This is a genomic window from Nocardia sp. NPDC056100, assembly GCF_042266325.1.
GTDB lineage: Bacteria > Actinomycetota > Actinomycetes > Mycobacteriales > Mycobacteriaceae > Nocardia.
In genome coordinates this window covers 1,983,099-2,004,636 of the sequence record NZ_JBHJVY010000001.1, presented here as the reverse complement: position 1 = coordinate 2,004,636, position 21,538 = coordinate 1,983,099, and the positions used below count along the sequence as shown (strand labels likewise).

Here is a 21,538-nt window from a genome sequence, read left to right as displayed (position 1 = left end):
GCCAGAGCAGGTTCATAGGCATCGTCGACGGGATCGTGTACGGCCGATGAGATCCCGGCGAACTGCTCGGTGGCCGGGCATCGGGTCCCGGTGAGCGGGAATCGAATTGCGACGGCGCGGCTATTCGGCGTCGGTGAGCAGGGTGATGGTGCCCGCGGCGCCGTCGACCCGCACCCGCTGTCCGTCCTTCAGGCTGGTGCTGGCGGTCTTGGTGTCGACCACGCAGGGCACGCCGAATTCGCGGGCCACGATCGCGGCATGCGATGCGGCGCCGCCGATATCGGTGACCACCGCGCCCGCGTAGCCGAACATGGCGGTGTGGCCGGTATCGGTGACGGCGGCGACCAGGATGTCGCCGGGCTCGATATCGTCGTCCAGCGACAGCACCTTCTTGACCACGCCCTCCACCACGCCGGGGCTCACACCGAGACCGGTGAGGGTCTCACCGACCGGCAGTGCGCCGGAGATCTCCTCGGGCTCCCAGACGCCATTGATCACATCGGGCATGCGCAGGCCCTGGAACTTGATCCGCTCCGCGCGGCGGCGAGCCACCCGCTCCTTCAGATCGGCGGGGGCCCAAAGGATTTCATCGAGGGTGAGGAAGGCCGAATCCTCGATCTCGGTGAGCTTGCCCGCCTTGATCAGGCGCGCCGCGCGCTCCTGGGTGACCAGGCGCAGGCAATTGGTAACGCGCACAACGGCATCGCGGGCGCGCTCGCGGTAGACGGTCGCGCCGACTGCCATCTTGGCGGTGCGGCTCGTCGGGTCGGCGACCGGTTCCCGGTGCGGCGCGGGCATTTCCGCGGCGCGACCGGCGGCGGTCACCAGCAGTTCGGGGCGATCGCCGAAGGTGGCGTTGATGAGTTCGCACTCACCCGGGCCGCGATGGCCGATCCGGGCCAGCTCCTGATCCAGGGCCTTGGCGAACTCCGGCGACTTCTCCCGGGCCGCGCCCACATCACCGCTCTTGGCGATGTTCTGGAGTCCGGAATCCTTGCGGCACAGGGCCGCCAGGCGTTCCACGGCCAACATGGTCTTGGCTGATTCGAGGCGCTCCAGATTGATCTTCACCTCGCCCTTGTGCGCGGCGGTGGCGGCCCCGGTCATCATGACGCCGATGGAGGCGGCCTGCCACGCCTGGTTCAGGCGGTCCCGCCACAGCAGCGCGCGGGCGTGCAGCTGCTCGTCGGTGAGCTCGGAAATACGGTCGCGGTCAAGGGCTTCCGCGTGCGAGGCGGCGTTGATCAGCTCCGCGGTCTTGCGGAAACTCAGCGCGGTCGCGCCGACCCGGCCCAGCGCCTTGAAGGTGCCCAGGCGAGCCGCGAAACCGCTCGCCATGGCCGGGCGGCCCTTGGGGTGCAGTTCCACATCGCCGATGGCGCCGTAGACATCGCGGCGCACGCTCTCCTCATCCCAGCCCGGCATATTCTCCGCGGAGAACACGCCGATGGAGGCGTTGATGTACATATTGTGGCCCATGACGCCGGTCACCCGGGACACCCAATGTTCCAGTGCCACACCCTCGATGGCGATCATATGGCCCATCGCCTCATTGCCCAGGCGGATCGCGCCCGCCTGCAGATCGATGGTGAGCGGGGTGAGCGGACCGGGCAGCGCCTCGGAGGTGTTGGTGGCGGTGAAGACCGGGATGCGGTCGTCCATCAGATCATCGAACTCGCCCTGAAGTCCTTCGGGGGCAGAGGTTTTCAGCTGGTAGCCGTCCGAGGTGGGCGCGTTCTGCGGCACCACGTGCGCGGGCAGCGGAATCGCGCCGCGCCGGTTCCGGATGCCGGAGCCGGAGGCTTTGCGCCCGTGCAGACCGCGCACCACATCGGCGACCGTCTCGCGGGCGGTCCAGCCGTACCGGAAACCCCACTCCTCACGGGCGGCGACGGTATCGACCGGGGTGCGGTTCGCGGCCGAACGGGGCAGCCACGCGGAGTATTTGACGCCTTCGTCGGCGAGCGCCTTGCGCACGTCATCGCCGGAGACCTCGCCGGGAGCGGCCAGGCCGACGGTGCCGGTGCGCTGGGAGAGCGCGGCCAGTACCAGGAAGCGCTCCAGATCGTCATAGTGCAGCACCTGCAATGCGGCATTGCCGCGCGCACCGGCCAGATTCTCCAGTGCGCGCCAGCTGCCGCCGTCGATGCGGCGACCGGCGACCAGGGCGGTACGCACGATCACCGCGTCCACGCCGCTACCGGCCACGATCCGCTCGACCGACGAATCCGAGCCCGCCGCAACGGGAATCACCAGGCGCGCACCGGTGGCCTGCGCGGCCGCGACGATTCCGGCGACCGCACGGCCCGCCAGATGCACCACGGCATCCGCACCGGCGGCGGCGCGGGCGCACACCTGCGCATCGGCCAGATCGCCGACGATCACCTCGACGCGCGGGTCCACGTAACGGTTGCGCTGCCGGTCCAGGCCGACGACCTCGTGCCCGGCGGCCAGCAGCATGCGCGCCACAGACCGTCCGCTGGGCTCGGTGACTCCGGTGACCAGAATCCGCATTGACTCTCCTCCAACTCGTGCGGCGACCCCAACCACAGTGACGCCGTTCACACACCATCCCCAGTGCGCTGCCCCGGGACCGGTCACAGTCCCGGTCAACGGGATAGACGAGTCGGTGAGCAAGATGGGGCGCTATGTCCGACCGGTCCGAGCGGGCACCGTGCAGGCATGACAGCGCGCAATTCGGTCACGCCCCGGGCGGCCGGCGAGGTGAGCACCTACGACATCGAGACCGATGTACTGGTCATCGGCTACGGCGCGGCCGGTGCGAGCGCCGCGTTCGAAGCGGCGCGCACCGGTGCGCGGGTGCTCATCCTGGACCGCTCCGGCGGCGCGGGCGGGGCCTCGGCCATGTCCGGCGGTGAGATCTACCTCGGCGGCGGCACCCCGATCCAGGTGGCCTGCGGTTTCGACGACACCCCGGAGGCCATGGCGGCCTTCCTGAAAGCCGCCATGGGCGCGGGCGCGGACACGGCGAAGATCGAAGAGTACAGCGCGGGCAGCGTCGAGCATTTCCACTGGCTGGTGGATCGCGGCGTGCCCTTCAAGCCGAGCATGTGGGACGCGCCCACCTGGGTGCCGCCGACCGATGACGGGCTCATGTGGCTGGGTGAGAACAGTTGGCCCTTCACCGAATTGGCCGCACCCGCCCCGCGCGGGCACCGGCCCACCGCCGCGAACTTCGGCGGCAAACTGCTGATGGAATGTCTGTCCGCGGCGGCTGAATCCGCGGGTGCCACAGCGCTTTTCGACACCCAGGCCACCGCGCTGATCGTCGCAGACGACGGCGAGGTCGCGGGTGTGGTCGCCCGGCAGTACGGGAAGGAGATCACCATCCGCGCCCACCGGGGTGTTGTCCTGACCACCGGTGGTTTTGTCGATAACGACGCCATGCTCACCGCGCACGCCCCGGAATTGCTGGGCCACACCAAGGTCAGCGCGGGCACCGATGACGGCAGCGGCATCCGCATGGCCCAGGCGCTCGGCGCGGCCGTGCGGCATATGTCCTCCGGTCAGGTCGGCATGTCCCTGATCCCGGGGCTCGCGGCGCGCGGCATGGTCGTCAACGCGCGCGGTCAGCGCTTCATCAATGAGGACACCTATCCGGGTCGCATCGGTCAGGCCGCGCTCTACCGCAACAATATGGGCGGCGCGTGGGCGGGCGGCGATTCGGCGGTCTGGGTGATCGTCGACGAACAGGGCTTCGAGGACGTCCCCGAACCCCAGCGCTGGGGCGTGCAGCCCACCCATGTCGCCGAAACTTCCGCCGAGCTCGAACAACTCACCGGCCTGCCCACCGGATCGCTGACGGCCACCATTGCCCGCTACAACGAATCCGCTTCGGCCGGAACGGATCTCGATCTGCACAAGGCGTCACGCTGGCTGCGGCCGCTGACCGCGCCCCTGGCCGCGATCGATGTGAAGGCAGGTATCCGCCCACCCGCCGAAGCGGGCGACCGGCGCGGCACCGGGGCCTCGGTCTTCACCCTCGGCGGCCTGCACACCGACCTCGACGGCCACGTCCTGGACCTGAACGGCGACCGCATCCCCGGACTGTTCGCGGCGGGCCGGGCCGCCAACGGCCTGCACGGCTTCGGGTACATCTCCGGCACCTCCCTGGGCGACGGCACCTTCTTCGGCCGCCGCGCCGGAACCGCCGCCGCCCGCACCGAATAATTCGCGGGCGGCTTCCGCGCAATCGCGGAGCGGGGGTTCTACAGTCCGCTGTTCTATCGGGATCTGATCGGCGATCCCACCGTACTGTCGCTGCCGATGTTCATGGAGGAGCTGTGCTGGGGCTGTGCGGGCATCGGATTGGCGATTGTGATGCCCGCACTGGCTCTCTCCGCCATCGGCCGGGCCGCCACCCCCGAGCAGATGCTGCGATGGGCACCCGAATGTTTCGGCACACCCGGGGATCTGAAGCTCGCGGCACTGGCGATCTCCGAACCCGAGGGCGGCAGTGATGTGCGCAATCTGCGCACCAGGGCCGCCGCGGCCGCGCTGAATATGCGCGACCGCGTTCCGGAGCCGGTCAAGCGGGCCGCCCTGAGGATCTTGCGCCCGCCGCGCTGATCACCTGATGACGACCAGCGAGGTCGGCGACGGATCCGGGACGGCGGGCTCGGGCGTGACCTCCATGACGGCTTCGGCGACCGCGAGCCGCACGTTCAGTCGCGGTGGATTACGCAGACCCGAATCACCTTGCAGCAGTAGGCGAACCGCCGCCCACGGCATATTCACATCGGCGAACGCGGTCTGGAACAGCCCCGCCGACGGTCGTGGATTGGCTTCCAGCAGAACGGGTTCGCCCTTGTGGAACCGCAATTGCACATTGGTCAGATAGGCCAGTTCGAAATGTTCGACCAGTCTGCGCGCGATGGCGACCGCCTCCGGATCCTCCAGCAGCATGCGGAACCGCCCCTGTTTGGAACGCGGAATGCCAACCAGCAGTTCACCTCCCGGCGCGGACAGACAGTCGATGCTGATCTCCGGCCCGTCCAGGAACGGCATGACGAGCAATTCGGGGACGCGCTCGCCCGTATCGGCGGCCCGCCGCATGGCATCGGCGACCGCCGCGACCGAGGCCGTCGGCATGGGCGGGGCCAGCAGATCCGCCATGCTCAACGGCCGATCCTGCAGAATGCGGAAGCCGAAGGCCGAATACTCGCCGCTGGGCTTGACGCACAGCGACTCATCGGTGAGCGAAAGCTCCTCGACGGCCGCGAGCAAGCCCTCCGCATCGTCCACCGCCCGCCACGGCGGCACGGGAATGCCTGCCGCACCGGCGGATTCGTAGGTGGAGACCTTATTGGTCAGCACCTGCACCGCCGCCAGCGGCGAACACATCAGGCTGGTGCCGATCGCGGCGAAGTCCGCACTGCGGCCCGCGAGGGCGGTGAGCCGGCGCGGCGGGATGAGCACATCGATTCCGTGTTCGCGGCAGAAATCCAGCGCGAACTCGGCGTACTCGTCATCCCCGACATGCCGCGGTTCGACGACCGGCACATCGCAGACCGAGAGCGCGACCGCTCCCGGATCCACGTTTCCGGCGTAAATGGTGACATCGACCCCATCGGGGTTTCCTCGTAGCAAACGCATTACCTGGGCGCTGACAGCCCCGGCACTGCTCAGCCAAATCCGAAGCGTTATAGCAACGCTCCTCTCTACTTCTACTGCGGCCGAGCGGTGCGAACCTTGGCGCGATCGGGTGGTGCGCGGATCGTAGCCCGGTTCGGTGACGATCGGATTTCGACGAGAAAGACCCCCGGTTTCCCTGCCGCTCAACATCTGCCAAATGCCTGCGGGCGAAAACCAACCTCTGTGCGAGCACGCTACTACGAACGGTGCTGGTCCGCCTTCCGATCCGGCCCGGGCGGCCGTATCGAAATCGATTCGGTATCAACACATTTGGATCGAGGTCCGATCGCGCTCGCGGAGGCGGTCCGAGGACCCGGCGTGTCGCGTAGCCGGAGAATTGCCGGGGGCGGGAAGACTCGGGGTATGACTACCGAGCCACGGCAGGGCGAATCGGTGCCCACGCGGATCTGGGGCTGGCTGCGAGCGGCCGAACACGCGGTCCGGCCGAACTATGCCGGGGTGGTGGTGGCCGCCATCTTCTTCGCATGGTCGGTATCGCCCTCGCTGCTGCCGCGTGAGTGGATCTTCCAGGGGCTGGTGAGCGGGATCAGCGCGGTCATCGGCTACGGGGTGGGATGCGTACTGGATTGGGCGTTCCGCAAATGGGTGTGGCCGCGGCTGCCCGCCGCGTGGCGCGAGCGGGCGGGACGCTGGCAGCCCTCGGACCGGGCGCGGCAGATCATCAAGCTCGTCATCGTGGTGGGCGCGGCCGTCGGGGCTGCGGCGGTGCTGGCGCGCTCGGCCCGCTGGCAGCGCGACCTCGAGGTGCTGATGGGTATGGCTCCGACCAACACCTCGAGCTATCTGCGCACCGAACTCGTGGCGGCGGCGACGGTGGCGCTGGTGATCGGTGCGTATCGCGCGGTGCGATGGCTGTTCCGGCTGCTGATCCGGGTGCTCAATATCGATTGGCGGATTCCGCGCGGTATCGCGGTGCCGGGCGCGGTGGTGGTGATCGTGGTGCTTTCGGTGCTGCTGTTCCAGGGTGTGCTGGCGAAAGCCTTTTTCTCCGTGGCGAATTCGGCGTTCAGCGTGCGCAACAGCAATACCTCGCCGTCGGCGGTGCAACCGCAGTTGCCGGAGCGGTCGGGGAGTCCGCAATCGCTCGCGCCGTGGAATACCCTCGGCTCGGAGGGGCGCTGGTTCGTGTCCTATGCTCCGACCGCGCAGCGCATCGCCGAGGTGACGGGAAAGCCTGCGCGCGAACCGATTCGGGTGTACGCCGGGCTGGAATCGGCGAAGACCGAAGAGGACATCGCGAACCTGGTGGTCAAGGAACTCGATCGCACCAATGCCTGGGATCGTCAGGCGCTGGTGGTGGTGACGACCACCGGCACCGGCTGGGTGGATTCCACCACCGCCGCCTCCATCGAATACATGTACGGCGGGGACAGCGCGATCGCCGCGACGCAGTACTCGTATCTGCCGAGCGTGCTGTCATTCCTGTCGGATAAGGAGAAGGCCGCCAATGCCGGTCGGCTGGTGGTGCACGCGGTGCATGAGCGCTGGGCGCAACTGCCGCCGGACCATCGGCCCAAACTGCTGATCTACGGCGAGAGTCTGGGCTCGCAGGGCTCCGAGGCCGCGTTCACCGGACTCGATGACATTCGCACCCTGGTCGACGGCGTGCTCTGGGTCGGTCCGCCGAATTCGAATCGGCTCTGGACGCAGATCACCGAACGCCGTGATCCCGGCACCCCCGAAATCCTGCCCATCTACGCGGATGGCCTGGTGGTCCGCTTCGGTGCGACCGCCGCTGACCTCGAACGCCCGGACCGGCAATGGCTCTCGCCCCGCGTGGTCTACCTCCAGCACGCCTCGGACCCCATCGTCTGGTGGTCACCGGATCTGCTCTTCACGCAGCCCGATTGGCTGAAGGAACCCCGCGGTTCGGACGTCTCCAAATCCATCCGCTGGTGGCCCGTCGTCACCTTCTGGCAGATCAGCGCCGACCTGGCCCACGCCCAGAAGGTCCCGTCGGGCCACGGCCACCGCTACGGCACCACCGTCCTGGACGGCTGGGCCGCGGTAACCCAGCCCGCCGACTGGACCCCCGACCGCGTGCAGCGCATCCGCCAAGCCCTCGACGAAGACATCACCTGGGAGTACGCCCACAAATAATGCGAAGCGGTGTGGCATTTACCTGCCGCCGATTCCGTTGACCGGGACTTTTCGACTCGGCATAGTGTCGCGCGCCATAGCGTCGGGTGCAGGAACCACTGCACGAGGAGGAAACACCCGCATGACTAACAAGGTGCTCGATCGGGTTCGCGATCTGCTGCCCGCTATCCGGGAACGCGCGGTGCAGGCCGAAGAGCAGCGGCGGGTGCCCGACGCCAGCATTGCCGAACTCACCGAGGCCGGGGTGTTCCGCATGTTGCAGCCCAAGCGTTTCGGCGGCGATGAGGCCTCCCCGGTGGACTTCTATCAGGTGGTGCGCGCGGTCGCGACCGCCTGCCCGTCCACCGCGTGGGTGACCTCGGTGCTCGGCGCACACCCGTGGCAGCTGGCCCTGTTCGACGATCGCGCCCAGCAGGATGTCTGGGGCGTGGATCCCGATGTGCGGGTGTCGTCCTCCTACGCGCCGACCGGCAAGCTCACCGCCGTCGAGGGCGGGTTCGAGATGTCCGGCCGCTGGAGCTTCTCCTCGGGCTGCGATCACGCGCAGTGGGTGTTCCTCGGCGCGCTGCTGCCCACCGACAAGGGCATGGACTACTTCACGGTGCTGGTGCCGCGCACCGACTATGTCATCGACGATGTGTGGCAGGTGTCCGGCCTGTCCGGCACCGGCTCCAATGACATCGTCATCGAGAAGGCGTTCGTCCCGGCCTACCGTCTGTACTCCGCCACCGATCAGGCGAACCTGATCGGACCCGGCCAGGAGGTGAATACCGCTCCGCTGTACAAGATCTCGTTCGGCAGCGTGTTCTCCAACACCATCACCGCCCCCATCATCGGCGCGGCCGAGGGGGCGTACGAGGCGCATATCGAGCGTCAGCGTGAGCGCGTGCGGCTGTCCTACGGCGGCCAGAAGGTCTCCGACGATCCGTTCGCGCATGTGCGAATCGCCCGCGCCGCCAGCGAGATCGACGCCGCGATTCTCCAGATGGAGCGCAACACCACCGAACAGCTGCGCTATGCCGAAGCGGGCGAGGAGATTCCGTTCGAGGTGCGCCTGCGCGCCCGCCGCGATCAGGTGCGCGGCACCGAACGTGCCCTGGAGGCAATCGATCTGCTGTTCAAGAACTCCGGCGGCCACTCCATCAAGAAGCCGAATCCGATCGAGCGGCACTGGCGCGACGCGCACGCGGGCAGCGTGCACGCCATCAATGACGTGGAGCGCGCGCTGGCCATGTTCGGTAAGGGAGCGATGGGCCTCGAGGTCACGGATCGGATGCTGTAAATGACTCTGACCGTTGAGAATACCGAGCGCTGGGTCACCGTCGACGGGCATAAGCTGCGGTACCACGAGGCGGGCTCCGGCGCGCCCCTGGTACTGCTGCACGGCTCCGGCGCGGGCGTCTCGGGCTGGGCCAATTTCGGCGACAATCTGCCGATCCTGGCCGAACACTTCCGCTGCCTGATCCTGGATCAGCCCGGCTTCGGCGCGAGCGGCCGCCCGGAAGTGTACGAGCGCAACTACCTTCGCATCGCCGCCGACGCCGTGATCGGACTGCTCGATGAGCTCGGCATCGAAAAGGCGCATCTGCTCGGCAATTCCATGGGCGGCGGCGTGGCGGCCATGATCGCGCTGGATCATCCGGGCCGAGTGGATCGCGTCGTGCTCATGGCCCCCGGCGGCGTCGGGGTCAATGTGCTCGGACCCGAACCGTCCGAAGGCATTCGGCGGTTGATGGAGTTCAACGCCAACCCCACCGATGAGCGCGCCATGGGCTTCCTGCGCGCCATGGTCTTCAACGAGGCCACGCTCACCGAGGATCTCGTCGCCACCCGGCTGCAGGCGGCGGCCGATCCGAAGGGCCAGGCCGCCCTGCGCGATGCCTACGCCACCTTCTACAACCCGAAAATGGCTGAGCCGCTGCCATTGTGGGCACGACTGAAGTCCCTCCAGCACGAGGTGCTCATGCTGTGGGGCCGCGATGACCGCGTCACCCCCGTCGAGGGTTCGCTCTTCCCCGCCCGCCAGCTCCCCAATGCCGATCTGCGCATCTTCTCGCGCTGCGGTCACTGGGTGCAGGTGGAGCGCAAGGACGCCTTCGAACGCGCCGTGATCGATTTCCTGAACCACGGCCTGTAGTCACCCGCCATCGATTCTCGCGCCCGTCCCGATTCCGGGGCGGGCGCGAAGTCGTTCGCGAAAACCCGGTATCGCGTCGCCGGGACCGCCGGTAACGTCCCCTCATGACCTGGATCGCCCCGGATGTCGAACGCACCACCCAACTGCTCGTCGGCGATGAGCGCGCCGTACTGCAATCGCTGCTCGATCGCGGCCGCACCATTCTGCTGTGGAAATGCCAGGGCCTCAATGGAACCCAGCTCTCCGCGCGCAGCGTCGAACCCTCCACACTATCGCTGCTCGGCCTGCTCCGGCACCTGACCGAATGCGAGCGCGGCTGGTTCCGCATTCGCGCCGCCGGTGAACAGCTCGACTACCTCTACAGCTCCGAGACCAATCGGGACGGCGATTTCGACGATACCGATCCCGATGCCGCCGAAGCCGACTACAACCGCTTCCTGGAAGAGATCGACCTGTGCGACAAAGCGGTCGCCGACCTGCCGCTCGACTACACCGTGCCGCATCCCCGCACCGGCCTGGACATGTCCCTGCGCTGGATCTACCTGCATCTCATCGAGGAATACGGCCGTCATGACGGTCACGCGGACTTCCTGCGTGAACGCATCGACGGCGTGACCGGGTACTGATCGCGATTTCACCGGCCGTGTCCGAAACTGGAGGACAGCTTCGACGTCCCCTGTGAATCGCGCCGTCCGGTGCGATCAGCCGGAAAGGAACAGTCATGAAGTACATGATCTTGGCTTACGCCTCACAGCGGGACTACGACGGAATGGCGGGCGGAACCACCGAGACGCCGGCGTGGACGTCCGAGGAATTGGCGGCCATGACCGAATTCATGTCGGCGGCCAATCAGGAGCTGGCCGACTCCGGCGAACTGATCGAGACTCGCGGTCTCGCCGCACCGGTGCACACCCGGCGGGTGAGCAACGGTGACGGAGCTCCCTTCGTCACCGACGGTCCATACGCCGAAACGCAGGAGGTACTGGCCGGATACTGGATCGTGGAATGCGAAAGCTTGGACCGCGCAACGGAAATCGCGGTCCAGCTGGGTAAGTGCCCGGCCCCCGGACATCTCGCCGGTCGCGGCTACGCCGATGTCCGCCCGATCGTGGACGGCGCGACCGAACTGGTCTTCTGAATGACCTTCGTCCCCGATTCGGACCTGCGGCGGCTCACGCCGCAGGTCCTGGGCGCACTGGTACGCCGCTACGGCCATTTCGACACCGCCGAGGACGCGGTCCAGGAGGCGCTGCTGGCGGCGGCGACCAGATGGCCGAGCGAGGGCGTACCCGATGATCCGCGCGGTTGGCTCATCGCGGTCGGCGCGCGCAAGCTCACCGATCTGCTGCGCGCGGAACAGGCGCGCCGCCGCCGCGAGGACCGGGTCGCCCGCTGGGAACCGCCGCCGCGGGTCACCGATGGCACCCCGGTCGATGACACCCTGATCCTGCTGTACCTGTGCTGCCACCCCGCATTACCGCCCGTTTCCCAGGTGGCGTTGACGCTCCGCGCGGTGGGCGGCTTGACCACCACCGAGATCGCCCGGGCGTTCCTGGTGCAGGAGTCGGCCATGACCCGCCGCATCACCCGCGCCAAGGCGACCATCAAACAGAGCGGACTGCCGTTCGCCGCCCCGGCCGCCGCCGAGCGCCCGGACCGGCTCACCTCGGTCCTGCACGTGCTGTATCTGATCTTCACCGAGGGGTATGCCGCGACCACCGGCCCGGCGCTGCATCGCGTGGAGCTGTCGGCCGAGGCGATTCGCCTGGCGCGCATGGTTTTCCAACTGCTCCCGGAGGATGGAGAAGTGGCCGGGCTGCTCGCCCTGATGCTGCTCACCGATGCCCGTCGCGACGCTCGCACCGCGTCCGACGGCACCCCGGTCCCGATGGCGGAGCAGGACCGAACCCGTTGGGACGCAGCCGCTATCGCCGAAGGCATCGCACTGATCACCGCGGCTCTCCCGCGCGGTCCGGTGGGTCCCTATCAACTCCAGGCCGCCATCGCGGCCCTGCACGATGAGGCTCCCACCTACGATGCCACGGATTGGCCGCAGATCACCCTGCTGTACGAACAACTGCTGGCTCGCACCGACAACCCGGTCATCGCCCTGAATCACGCTGTCGCCGTGGCGATGTCCCGTGGACCGCGACAAGGATTGGACCTGCTCGACAAGCTTCGCTCCGACCCGCGCTTGGCGCAGGACCATCGCCTGCACGCCGCCCGCGCTCACCTGTTGAACCTGCTCGGCGATCCCGAGGCCGCGCGTGCGGCGTTCGGCAGGGCCGCGACGCTGACGACCAACCTGCCGCTACAGCGCTATCTGCGCGCACAGGCCACCGCGTGAACCATTGACCGAGGCATCGTGTCTCACTACTGTGAGTGGGACATCACGTCTCATGTGGAGCACATGCCGACTGGTAGGGAGCCCGGTTATGGCCGCCGATGTCGATTCCGCGATCCGTCCCTCGAGAATGCATCCACCGAAGTGGACCCCGGCCTTCATTCGATGGCACGGCACCCCGATCACCTGGCGGCAGTCCACCCGCCTGGCGCTGGGAATCCTGCCGCGGGTGCGCGATCACACCGTGCTCGACTACGTGGCGAGCCTGCCCGGTGCGGACGATGTCATGGTGGCGCGGGTGCCGTTCAAGAGATTCGTGGTGATCCGCAGTCCGGAACTGGCGCGGCAGATTCTGGTGACCAACCAGAACAATTACGCCAAGAGCCCGGAGTACGACATGCTGGCCGTCGCCTTCGGCCGCGGCCTCGTCACCGATATGAACGATGAACTGTGGCAGCGCAATCGGCGGCTGGTGGGTCCGATCTTCGGTAAGCGCAATGTGGACGGCTTCGCGCCGGTGATGGTGGCGGCCGCCCGGGACGCCGTGGCGCGTATTCGCGGTCTCACCGAGCAGACCGGGACCGTGGATGTGAATGCCGAAATGAACCGGCTCACACTGGATGTCACCGCCCGCACCATGTTCGGCACCGATATCACCGGGCCCATGTCGGAGGTGGTGCTGGCGCGGCTGCTCCGATTCTTCGGCCGCGGCTTCATGACCAATGCCAGTCATCCACTGCACAATTTCGCGGTCTGGCTGCACCGGCGCACCGGCCGGGACGGCGATGCCGCCAACTCGCGCTGGTCGATTCAGGTCATGCGGGCCGCCGGTTGGGTGATCGAACCGCGTGCCATGCGCGATCTGCGCCATGCCGAGAACGTGGTGGACGGCTTGATCGCCGCACATCGCGACGGGCGCATCGACCGCAAGGACAATCTGCTCGCGCTGCTCATGGACGCCGCCGATCCCGAAACCGGTTACCGCTACAGCGATCAGGAGATCCACGATGAGCTGATGACCTTCATCGGAGCCGGAATGGAAACCACCGCAACGGCTTTGACCTGGGTCTGGCAGCTGCTCGCGGAGAATCCGCGGGCGCGCGAACGGCTTTACGCCGAGGTCGACTCGGTGCTCGGCGATCGGCCCGCCACCGCCGCCGATCTGGAACGACTGCCGTGGACCCAGGCGGTCATCGCCGAAACCATGCGAATGCTGCCGCCGGTCATCGGCCTCGCCCGCACGGCGAAGGAGCGGGACACCCTCGCCGGATATTCGATCGAGCCCGGTACGACGGTCGCCATCGTCATTCACGGTGTGCACCACCACGAACGGGTGTGGGACCGGCCCGATGACTTCGATCCCGGCCGCTATCTGCCGGAAAACCTGGAGCGCGAACAGAAACGCGCCTCCATTCCCTTCGGTGCGGGTAAACGCATGTGCGTCGCATCGGGTTTCGCGAGTATGGAGGCGACCCTGGTGGTCGCGACCTTCGCACAGCACCTGCGATTCGAGGCCGTCTCGCCCGAACGGGTCCGCCGTCAGATCTCCTTCACCGGCGGTCCCGACGGTCCGCTGACCATGCGCCCGCGGTTCCGCGCGGAACCGGAATCCGCGAGCCGCGCCGTATAGTCGGGTCGTGGACCTGCCGATGGACCTGCGAAAACGCCGTAAGCAGTCGCATAAACGGCGCTGGAGCGAACACAATTCGACCCGGCAGACCCTGATCCTGCAAGCCGCCGTGGAGCTGATCGAGGAGCACGAGTCCGGCGCGGAGATCTCCATCCAGCAGATCGCCGAGCGCGCCGGACTGGCCCGCTCGGTGCTCTACCGCCAGTTCGACAATCGCGAGGATCTGGACGCCCGCATTCGCGAATTCATCCGGCAGCGCGCGATCGAACAGTTCGAATCCGCGATGGTCCTCGATCCCGCCAAGACCGTCGGGGAGACCCTGCTCGATCTCATGCGCACGGTGGTGGGCTGGGCCGCCGACCATCCCAAGCTCTACCGGTTCGAGCAGAGCGGACGGTTGCACGGTCACAGCGCACCGCAATCCGGCGCGGTCGTCGGCAGACAGCGGCTGGCCGAACTGGTGTGGCAGCGGTTCTCCACCGTGACCGCGGTGCTCGGTATCGATGTACGGCCCTTCCATCCGCTCGCGCACGGCGTCATCGGCCTGGTCGAGGGCGTCGTCAACCAATACATCGTCGCCCCGGGCGATTCCGGCCGCGCCGATCCGGAAGCCATCGCCGAACTCCTGGCCACCTCGGTATGGCACCTGTTCTCCGGCCATGCCGCCGACAATGGTTACCGCTTCGACCGCGATGCCAATGCCGCCGCACTGCTCGGCGGCCTGCTCGACACCGCCGCCGACGGAAAGCGTCCTCCCGCCGCGGAATCCGGCCGGTAGCGCCTCCCGCCGCGGACCTCTCGGGAACGGTAACTTGTGTCGATGACCGATGCGCCGCTCGACCATCCCGGCCCGGACCGCATCGGGCGGGTGGGCGCGCTGGCCTGGGTGTCGATCATCCAGTACTTCGTATTCCTGTTGGTGGTGCAGGCGCACTGGACGACCCCGTACAGCTGGATTCGCAATGCCATCAGCGATCTCGGGGCCGAGACCTGCTTTCATTCCGAATCTGTCGAGGCGTGGGTGTGCTCGCCGTGGCATCGGGTCGCCAACGTGTCCTGGGTGATCGCCGGTGCCTGTATGACGATCGGAGCGCTGGCCCTCTACCGCCTATTTCCGCGAAACCGGCTGTCTCACATCGGGTCTGGTCTCTATGGCGTGGCCGGTATCGGATTGATCGTGGTGGGGTTGAACCCCGAGGACGCCAATTCGCACCTGCACGGAATCGGCGCGGTCATCGCCATCGCCGGTGGCATCGCCGCCATGCTGTGCCTGTCGATCGCACTGCGCCGCGCCGGGCAGTGGCCGCCGGTGGCCCGGACCGGGATCGTGCTCGGGGTGGCGGCCACCTGCGGATTCATCGTGATGGCCGCGCGGGTCGGCGGACCCGCGCTGTTCGGCCTGTGGGAACGCATCGCCGCGTTCCCGGTGCTCATCTGGCTCATCCTGTGCGGCGGGTACATCCTGGTCGGCTCGCGCAGCGCGGTCGCCATTCCCGAATGACGGTGCGGCTCAACCCAGAATGAGCGCGGCCGCGTGCTCGCCGATCATCATGGTGGAGGCATTGGTATTGCCGCCGACGATGCTCGGCATGATCGAGGCGTCCGCGACCCGCAGCCCTTCCACCCCGCGCACCCGCAGCGTCGGGTCCACCACCGCGCGTTCGTCCACGCCCATGCGGCAGGTGCCGACGGGGTGGTAGACGGTGGTCGCCCGGTTCGGGACCTCGGCGGCCAGTTCGGCGCGGCCGGGATACTTTGTGCCGGGCTCGATTTCGGTGTCGACCAGGCCGTCGAGTGATTTCGCGGCCATGATTTCGCGGATCAACTCCATGCCGTGCACCAGCGTGTCGAGGTCGCGCTGTTCGGCGAGATAGTTGGGGTCGATGGCGGGCGCGGCGGCTGGGTCGGCCGAGGTCAGCCGTAGCGTGCCCCGACTCTGCGGGTAGATCAGCGTCGACATGATGGTCAGCGACCGGCGCGGGTCCGGGGTGTGCCGGATCGGGGCATCCTGATTCGGGCCGGGGTAACTCCAGGGGAGTACGTGCAATTGGAGATCGGGCACCTCGGCCGCATACGGGGTGCGCAGGAACGCGACCACCTCGAACACGCTGCGTGCGAGCCAGGTGCTGTTGTTGCGCAATGACTCTCGCAGCAGTGCACTGGCGAAGTAGCCGGGCGACGACCGCCGCACGGCGGTGGGCATGGCGAAGGTCATCGGCACGAACAGGTGATCGTGCAGGTTATCGCCCACCGGCAGATCGGCGACGACATCGATATCGAAGGCGCGAAGGTGATCTGCGGGGCCGATGCCCGAGAGCATGAGCAGTTGGGCCGAGCCGAAAGTGCCCGCGCTGACGATCACTTCGCGCTCGGCCCGCAGTGTCTCGGTGCCGCGCTTGGTGCGGACCTGTACGCCGATGGCCCGTCCGTTCTCGATCAGAATGCGTTCGACCTGTGTATTCGGCAGCACCGTAAGGTTTTTCGGCCGATCGTCGAGATATCCGACGGCGGTGCTGGAACGCAGCCCGTTGCTATTGCTCTGCTGGAAGAGCGAAACGCCCTCCTGCTCCGCGCCGTTGTAGTCGGGATTGACCGCCGCACCGGTGGTTTCGGTCAGCGCACCCATGAACGCCTCGGACGCGCCCGTCAGCTCGCGCGCCCGAATCACCTTGATGGGACCGGATTCCCCGCGGAATTCGTTCGCACCGTCCTCGAACGATTCGAACTTCTTGAAGCTCGGCAGCACATCGTCATACGCCCAGCCGGTATTGCCCTCGGCGGCCCAGTCGTCGAAATTGCGCCGATTCCCGCGCACGAAGACCATGCCGTTGACCGAGCTGGAACCGCCGACGACCTTGCCGTGCGTCTGCGGTACGCGCCGCCCGAGCGCGTGCTTCTGCTCGACGGTGTAGTGCCCCCAGTCGATGATCTTCTTCAACTGCGGTACGGCGTGCATCGGCCCGATCATCCCGGGCTTGCGCACCAGCCTGGTGTTATCCCGCCGTCCCGCCTCGATCAGCGTGACATTCGCCCCGGTATCGGCCAGCCTGCGCGCGATAATCGCTCCCGCACTGCCGGAACCGATGATGATGTAGTCCGCCGTCGCCACGATCAGCCCTTCTGTCAACACACTCCACGCCGCGCCCCTGCGGCGAAACTGGAACGTGTTGCGAAGCTACTCCGAAAACGGCCGCGTGGTAACCCGTTTCAAGGTCAGAGATCGTGTTCGTGCGCCCAGGCCGCCACCTGGGTGCGGGAGGTGAAGCCCAGTTTGGTGAGGATGTGCTCGACGTGGGTTTCGGCGGTGCGGATGGAGATGACCAGGTCGGCGGCAATGCGCTTATTGCTGTGCCCGGCGGCCACCAGGCGCGCCACATCCTTTTCGCGGCGGGTCAGCACGTTCGTCTCCGACACCGCGGCGGGGGTTTTGCGGGGTGCGCGCTTGGGTGCGGCGGGTTCGGGTTGTGCGGAGACGACGGTGCGGCCGAGGGCGTAGTCGATGGCCTCGGGCAGCGGCATATTCGCGCCGGAGCCGAAGGCGGCGCGGAAGGCGTCCTCGCCGAGGGCGTCTCGGACCTTGAGTCGTTCCTTATCGCCGACGGCGACCGTGATGGTGTGCGCCAAGCGAATGGTGCTGCGCTGCAAGGATTCCGCCGCGCCGAGCAACCGGGCGGCGCGGGCGTAGTCACCATTGGCCGAGACGGTCCAGGCCAGCCCTTCGAAAGCGGAGGAGAGCCAGACGCAGCGGTCGAACAGGGCCAGCTGTTCGATCGCGCGGCCGTGGAATTCGGCCGAGGCCGTCAGATCGCCGAGCCGCCAGTGGTCGATGCCGACGGTCCACAGGGCCAGGCCGCCCAGCAGGTGTGAGCCGCTGGCGGTGGTCAGCTCCAGGAAACGGTTCGCCAGTTCGGTGCGGCCGGGGGCGTCCAGCACCATGGCGCACATGAAAGCGAAGGCGTGACTGTCCATTTCGATCGCCTGCTGATTGGTCTCGACCGCCAATTCGATGGCGGTGCGGCCCAATTCCAGCGAGCGCTGGCGGTCGCCCTCGGCGAAGGCGAGCAGCGAGCGGTCCAGCGCCGCCTCCGCCATGATCTCCGAACCCTCCAGCGTGGCAGCCAATTCCAGGCATTCCTGCACCAGGCGCGCGGCGGAGACCTGATCGCCGAGCAGGGCGGCCAGCGATGCGGCCGAGGACAATGCCTTGGCGCGTTCGGCGGTGGGCTCCGGATTGCGTTCCAGGGCTTCGGTGAGCCAGCGGTAGCCCTCGGACAGGAAGCGATTGTGCTCCCAGAACGGCCGCAGCACGGTCACCGTGGCAATGGTCTCGAGCGGTTCGTCCTCGAGCCCGGAGCGCAGCGCCGCACGGAGATTCGCGTGTTCGCGGGTGAGTTCGCGGAACCACTGCACATCGTCGGCGGTCCAGTACGCGGTCTGCCCGCGCAGGGCCAGATCCCGGTAGTGCGCGCGATGGCGGGCGCGCACGGCGTGGATATCGCCGCGTTCCAGCAGCCGGTCGGCCGCGAACTGGCGGATCGGCTCCAGCATGGAATAGCGCGCCACATCACCGTCATAGCGTTGCGCGACAACGGATTTGTCGACCAGTCCGGTGAGTGCGTCGATCAGCGAACCCCGGCCGAGATCGCAGACCGCCTCCGCCGCCTCGATATCGAATCCGCCCGCGAAGACCGAAAGCTGTTCCCACAGCGACTGTTCGGCGGGTGTGCAGAGGTTGTAGCTCCACCGGATCGCGCCCTCGATGGTCTGCTGCCGTTCGGGCGCGGTGCGCGGTCCGGCGCTGAGCAGTCCCATGGTGTCGTCCAGCCGGTGCAGGATCTGCTCCGGGGTGAACATGCGCAGGCGCAGCGCCGCCAATTCCAGGGCGAGCGGCATACCTTCGAGCCGCCGGCAGATCTCGGCCAGCACTTCCCGATTGCCCGGTGTCGCTTTGAATTCCGGATTCGCGGCACTGGCGCGCTCGATGAACAGTTGCAGCGCGTCGCTCTCATCCCCGGTATCGGCTTCGGGAATGGTGAGCGGCGGCACCGGCATCACCTGTTCGCCGGGAATGCCCAGCACTTCGCGGCTGGTGGCCAGCACCCGCACATCCGGGGTGGTGGCGATGATCCGCCCGACCAGCGCCGCGCACGCCTCGATGAGATGCTCGCAATTGTCCAGAATCAGCAGCAGTCGCTTATCGGCGAGGAATTCGGTGAGCCGAGGCAGCGGGGCGGTGGACTCATCGCGCAGGTTCAGCGCCTCGGCCACGCTGAGGGTGACCAGGTTCGGATCGTGCAGGTCGGCGAGCTCGACCAGCCACACCCCATCGGGGAACGCGCGCGCGACCAACTGCCCGATCTGCCGGGACAACCGGGTCTTGCCCATACCGCCGGGACCGAGCAGGGTCAGCACCCGGGTGGTGGGCAGTAGCCGTTTGGCGGTAGCCAGCTCGTCGCGGCGGCCCACAAAGGAAGTCACCTCGGCAGGGAGGTTTCCATTGACACGCCGCGCCATGAGCTCCAACCTATGTGATCTGTCACGCTCCCTGCTACCACCGGGGCATAAACGCAGTTCGCGTCGTCTGGTAAGTGTTTGTCAAGCGCTGTTGCGGACCCGGCTAGACTGCGTTGGTGCCGCCGAAATCGCGTCGCGCCAAGCTCGCCGATGTGCACGCTCTCGCCGAGGGCATGCCGCACGTGACCACCGTGCGGGGGCCGGTCGCGGACAATCCGGTCTATCAGGTGGGCGGGAAATCCTTCATCTTCTTCCGCACACCGCGACCCGATGCCGTCGATCCGGAGACCGGCGAGCGCTATCCGGACGTCATCGTCTTCTGGGTGCCGTCCGAATCCGATAAACAGGCCATGGTCCAGGACCCGGAGTCGCCGTTCTTCACCACACCACATTTCAACGGGCATCTCTCGGTGCTGGTGCGTTCCTCCCGGCTGGGTGAGCTGAGCCTGGCCGAGCTCACCGAGGTGATTCAGGACGCCTGGCTCTCCCGCGCCTCGCCCACTCGCGCGCGCAAGTGGCTCGCCGAGCATTCCTAGCATTTCGTTTACGGCGCAGTGGTTTTCACCGGCGTCAGGGCGGTGCGTAGCGCGTCGAGGATCTGGGCGCGGCCGACGCGTCCCTCCCGGGTGGGCGTGAGCGGGTAGACGTGCACCAGTCCCGCGCCCTCGTGGTACTCGACCTCGACGCCCGCCAGGCGGGCCTTGTCGACCAGCAGCCGGGTATCGGGCAGCACGATGTCGCGGGTGCCGCTGAACACCGTCAGCGGCCCCAGCCCGCGCATCTCACCGAGCAGGGGACTGACCCGCGGATCGGTCAGCGGCAGCTCACCGCGCCACAGGTCGATGAATACCCGGGTGCCCTCCTTGCCCAGCCACGGATCATCGGGCAGCACCACATCGATATCCGGATTGCTCAGCGACAGTTCCAGGGCGGGGGAGATCAATACCGTGCGCGGCAGCACCACCTGATGCTCGTCCCGCAGCACCTGCGCCGCGGACAGTGCGATCTGCCCGCCCGCGGAATCACCGGCCAGGCAGACCTCTCCGTACCGGGACCTGTTGTCCAGCACCAGTTTCGCGACCGCCTCGATCACCTGTCCGGCGGTGCCGAACGGCACCAGCGGATAGATCGGCACGGTCACCGTGGTGCCCGCCTCGGCGGCGATATCGGCGGCCAGCTGCCAATGCTGCGGTGCGATCTCATTGACCCACGCGCCGCCGTGCATATAGACCACGTTTCCGCGCGGCCGCCCGGTGCGCGGAATGATCGTGTAGATCGGCCAGCCCCGGCTGTGATCCACCGACACCACCACATCCGAGCGCAGCCGTCGCGGCGGACCGTAGGTCTTGGGCCGCAGACTCCGCTCGCGCAGATGCTTGCGCGCGGGCTCGACGGTGAGGAATGGCCGATTCGCGCGAATAACGCGCAGGTAGGCGGGAACTACCCGGCGGCTCAGAAAGCTCGCCCGAGATGCGTGGAACGCCGTCATGCGGCGACCATACCGTCGCGGGGGCTATGCCGGAGGCACCTTCATTTCACTCACCAGCCAACGGCCGTCCGCCTGCTCGTCGAGCTGGGCCAGCGCGGACATGGAAGTCGAGTGCGTCTCATTGGCGATGCTGGCCACCGTCTGGTTCACGAACACCAGCACCTCGGCGTGGTGCGCGGCCAAGCTGGTGAGCCCGCAGCGCGTCTCACCCGGCTTGCTCCGCGTTTGCGCCTGGGTCAGGAACGATCGCAGCGACGGCCAGTTCTGGATGAACGTCTGCCGCCAGTCCCCGGTGGAAACGTCCAGCATGGCCGCGCGGTATTTGTCGAGATCGGTGAAGTCATAGGTCGCCATCTGCACCGCGAACTCACACGCCGCCCGCCGCGCCTTCTCCCGCCGGTCCGCCGCCGCGTTCAGATCCGAGACATCCTGCCGCAGTTGCTCTTCGGTGTCCGCGCCGCGCCGCGCCGACTGATGCTCCCCGGAATACAGCAGCAATAACCCGATGGCCGCCGCCACACAGATCAGCGCCAACCCGGCCGATATCCACGACACCGCCACCGGCGACCGCAATCCCCGATTCCGCCGCGGCCCCGGTGCCTGCGGGCCGTACCCCGGCATCGACATGGCAGTTCTCCTCGTCATGAC

The 21,538-nt window shown here is 67.5% G+C and carries 17 protein-coding genes and 1 pseudogene; 12 read left to right on the top strand and 6 right to left on the bottom strand.

Annotation, left to right across the window (positions count from 1 at the left end; genetic code table 11):
- Positions 1 to 120: 120 nt before the first annotated feature.
- Entirely contained in the window at positions 121 to 2,514 is a 2,394-nt protein-coding gene (locus tag ACFC0O_RS09315; RefSeq protein ID WP_375955188.1) for a PEP-utilizing enzyme, read from the bottom strand.
- A 168-nt stretch (positions 2,515 to 2,682) separates the two neighbouring features.
- Between ACFC0O_RS09315 and ACFC0O_RS09310 the strand changes: the two genes are divergently transcribed.
- Entirely contained in the window at positions 2,683 to 4,191 is a 1,509-nt protein-coding gene (locus tag ACFC0O_RS09310; RefSeq protein WP_375955186.1) for an FAD-dependent oxidoreductase, read from the top strand.
- Positions 4,192 to 4,215: 24 nt separating this feature from the next.
- Positions 4,216 to 4,506: pseudogene (locus tag ACFC0O_RS09305) on the top strand (acyl-CoA dehydrogenase); the annotation flags it as partial.
- A gap of 84 nt (positions 4,507 to 4,590) precedes the next feature.
- Here the strand turns inward: ACFC0O_RS09305 and ACFC0O_RS09300 are convergent.
- A complete protein-coding gene (locus tag ACFC0O_RS09300; RefSeq protein ID WP_375955184.1) occupies positions 4,591 to 5,616 on the bottom strand; it encodes an ATP-grasp domain-containing protein in 1,026 nt (341 codons plus the stop codon).
- Positions 5,617 to 6,018: 402 nt separating this feature from the next.
- Here ACFC0O_RS09300 and ACFC0O_RS09295 point away from each other — a divergent pair, with 402 nt between their 5' ends.
- The 9 genes from ACFC0O_RS09295 (at position 6,019) to ACFC0O_RS09255 (ending at position 15,388) form a co-directional block, all read left to right on the top strand.
- Positions 6,019 to 7,776 carry an alpha/beta hydrolase gene (locus tag ACFC0O_RS09295; RefSeq protein ID WP_375955182.1) on the top strand — a complete coding sequence of 586 codons (1,758 nt, stop codon included), beginning with the start codon at positions 6,019 to 6,021 and terminating at the stop codon, positions 7,774 to 7,776.
- A gap of 121 nt (positions 7,777 to 7,897) precedes the next feature.
- Complete coding sequence (gene hsaA, locus ACFC0O_RS09290) at positions 7,898 to 9,058, top strand: 3-hydroxy-9,10-secoandrosta-1,3,5(10)-triene-9,17-dione monooxygenase oxygenase subunit (protein ID WP_364629691.1); 1,161 nt, start codon at positions 7,898 to 7,900, stop codon at positions 9,056 to 9,058.
- A complete protein-coding gene (locus ACFC0O_RS09285; RefSeq protein ID WP_375955180.1) occupies positions 9,059 to 9,913 on the top strand; it encodes an alpha/beta fold hydrolase in 855 nt (284 codons plus the stop codon).
- A 104-nt stretch (positions 9,914 to 10,017) separates the two neighbouring features.
- Positions 10,018 to 10,539 carry a DUF664 domain-containing protein gene (locus tag ACFC0O_RS09280; protein WP_375955178.1) on the top strand — a complete coding sequence of 174 codons (522 nt, stop codon included), beginning with the start codon at positions 10,018 to 10,020 and terminating at the stop codon, positions 10,537 to 10,539.
- 95 nt (positions 10,540 to 10,634) lie between these two features.
- The gene (locus ACFC0O_RS09275) at positions 10,635 to 11,051 is read left to right on the top strand and encodes a YciI family protein (protein ID WP_375955176.1); all 417 of its coding nucleotides are present in this window, start codon (positions 10,635 to 10,637) and stop codon (positions 11,049 to 11,051) included.
- Complete coding sequence (locus ACFC0O_RS09270) at positions 11,052 to 12,260, top strand: RNA polymerase sigma factor (protein ID WP_375955174.1); 1,209 nt, start codon at positions 11,052 to 11,054, stop codon at positions 12,258 to 12,260.
- Positions 12,261 to 12,348: 88 nt separating this feature from the next.
- A complete protein-coding gene (locus ACFC0O_RS09265; RefSeq protein WP_375955172.1) occupies positions 12,349 to 13,887 on the top strand; it encodes a cytochrome P450 in 1,539 nt (512 codons plus the stop codon).
- A gap of 7 nt (positions 13,888 to 13,894) precedes the next feature.
- Entirely contained in the window at positions 13,895 to 14,665 is a 771-nt protein-coding gene (locus ACFC0O_RS09260) for a TetR/AcrR family transcriptional regulator (protein WP_375955170.1), read from the top strand.
- A 42-nt stretch (positions 14,666 to 14,707) separates the two neighbouring features.
- A complete protein-coding gene (locus tag ACFC0O_RS09255; RefSeq protein WP_375955168.1) occupies positions 14,708 to 15,388 on the top strand; it encodes a DUF998 domain-containing protein in 681 nt (226 codons plus the stop codon).
- A 9-nt stretch (positions 15,389 to 15,397) separates the two neighbouring features.
- Here the strand turns inward: ACFC0O_RS09255 and ACFC0O_RS09250 are convergent, their stop codons facing one another.
- Positions 15,398 to 17,014 carry a GMC family oxidoreductase gene (locus ACFC0O_RS09250; protein ID WP_375955167.1) on the bottom strand — a complete coding sequence of 539 codons (1,617 nt, stop codon included), beginning with the start codon at positions 17,012 to 17,014 and terminating at the stop codon, positions 15,398 to 15,400.
- A gap of 86 nt (positions 17,015 to 17,100) precedes the next feature.
- Positions 17,101 to 19,401 carry a LuxR C-terminal-related transcriptional regulator gene (locus ACFC0O_RS09245; protein ID WP_375955166.1) on the bottom strand — a complete coding sequence of 767 codons (2,301 nt, stop codon included), beginning with the start codon at positions 19,399 to 19,401 and terminating at the stop codon, positions 17,101 to 17,103.
- Between the two features lie 173 nt (positions 19,402 to 19,574).
- Here ACFC0O_RS09245 and ACFC0O_RS09240 point away from each other — a divergent pair, with 173 nt between their 5' ends.
- Complete coding sequence (locus ACFC0O_RS09240; RefSeq protein WP_375956061.1) at positions 19,575 to 19,937, top strand: MmcQ/YjbR family DNA-binding protein; 363 nt, start codon at positions 19,575 to 19,577, stop codon at positions 19,935 to 19,937.
- Between the two features lie 8 nt (positions 19,938 to 19,945).
- Here ACFC0O_RS09240 and ACFC0O_RS09235 read toward each other — a convergent pair whose 3' ends face one another.
- Positions 19,946 to 20,890 (bottom strand): alpha/beta hydrolase fold domain-containing protein, encoded by a 945-nt coding sequence (locus tag ACFC0O_RS09235; protein ID WP_375955164.1) that lies wholly within the window; start codon positions 20,888 to 20,890, stop codon positions 19,946 to 19,948.
- Between the two features lie 24 nt (positions 20,891 to 20,914).
- Entirely contained in the window at positions 20,915 to 21,517 is a 603-nt protein-coding gene (locus ACFC0O_RS09230) for a hypothetical protein (RefSeq protein WP_375955162.1), read from the bottom strand.
- Positions 21,518 to 21,538 lie beyond the last annotated feature (21 nt).

What these genes read in the sequence shown, in the direction of transcription:
- ACFC0O_RS09315 (WP_375955188.1), bottom strand. Translation starts at nt 2,514, where the DNA reads ATGCGGATTCTGGTCACCGGAGTCACCGAGCCCAGCGGACGGTCTGTG.
- ACFC0O_RS09310 (WP_375955186.1), top strand. Translation starts at nt 2,683, where the DNA reads ATGACAGCGCGCAATTCGGTCACGCCCCGGGCGGCCGGCGAGGTGAGC.
- ACFC0O_RS09300 (WP_375955184.1), bottom strand. Translation starts at nt 5,616, where the DNA reads ATGCGTTTGCTACGAGGAAACCCCGATGGGGTCGATGTCACCATTTAC.
- ACFC0O_RS09295 (WP_375955182.1), top strand. Translation starts at nt 6,019, where the DNA reads ATGACTACCGAGCCACGGCAGGGCGAATCGGTGCCCACGCGGATCTGG.
- hsaA (WP_364629691.1), top strand. Translation starts at nt 7,898, where the DNA reads ATGACTAACAAGGTGCTCGATCGGGTTCGCGATCTGCTGCCCGCTATC.
- ACFC0O_RS09285 (WP_375955180.1), top strand. Translation starts at nt 9,059, where the DNA reads ATGACTCTGACCGTTGAGAATACCGAGCGCTGGGTCACCGTCGACGGG.
- ACFC0O_RS09280 (WP_375955178.1), top strand. Translation starts at nt 10,018, where the DNA reads ATGACCTGGATCGCCCCGGATGTCGAACGCACCACCCAACTGCTCGTC.
- ACFC0O_RS09275 (WP_375955176.1), top strand. Translation starts at nt 10,635, where the DNA reads ATGAAGTACATGATCTTGGCTTACGCCTCACAGCGGGACTACGACGGA.
- ACFC0O_RS09270 (WP_375955174.1), top strand. Translation starts at nt 11,052, where the DNA reads ATGACCTTCGTCCCCGATTCGGACCTGCGGCGGCTCACGCCGCAGGTC.
- ACFC0O_RS09265 (WP_375955172.1), top strand. Translation starts at nt 12,349, where the DNA reads ATGGCCGCCGATGTCGATTCCGCGATCCGTCCCTCGAGAATGCATCCA.
- ACFC0O_RS09255 (WP_375955168.1), top strand. Translation starts at nt 14,708, where the DNA reads ATGACCGATGCGCCGCTCGACCATCCCGGCCCGGACCGCATCGGGCGG.
- ACFC0O_RS09245 (WP_375955166.1), bottom strand. Translation starts at nt 19,401, where the DNA reads ATGGCGCGGCGTGTCAATGGAAACCTCCCTGCCGAGGTGACTTCCTTT.
- ACFC0O_RS09240 (WP_375956061.1), top strand. Translation starts at nt 19,575, where the DNA reads ATGCCGCACGTGACCACCGTGCGGGGGCCGGTCGCGGACAATCCGGTC.
- ACFC0O_RS09235 (WP_375955164.1), bottom strand. Translation starts at nt 20,890, where the DNA reads ATGACGGCGTTCCACGCATCTCGGGCGAGCTTTCTGAGCCGCCGGGTA.
- ACFC0O_RS09230 (WP_375955162.1), bottom strand. Translation starts at nt 21,517, where the DNA reads ATGTCGATGCCGGGGTACGGCCCGCAGGCACCGGGGCCGCGGCGGAAT.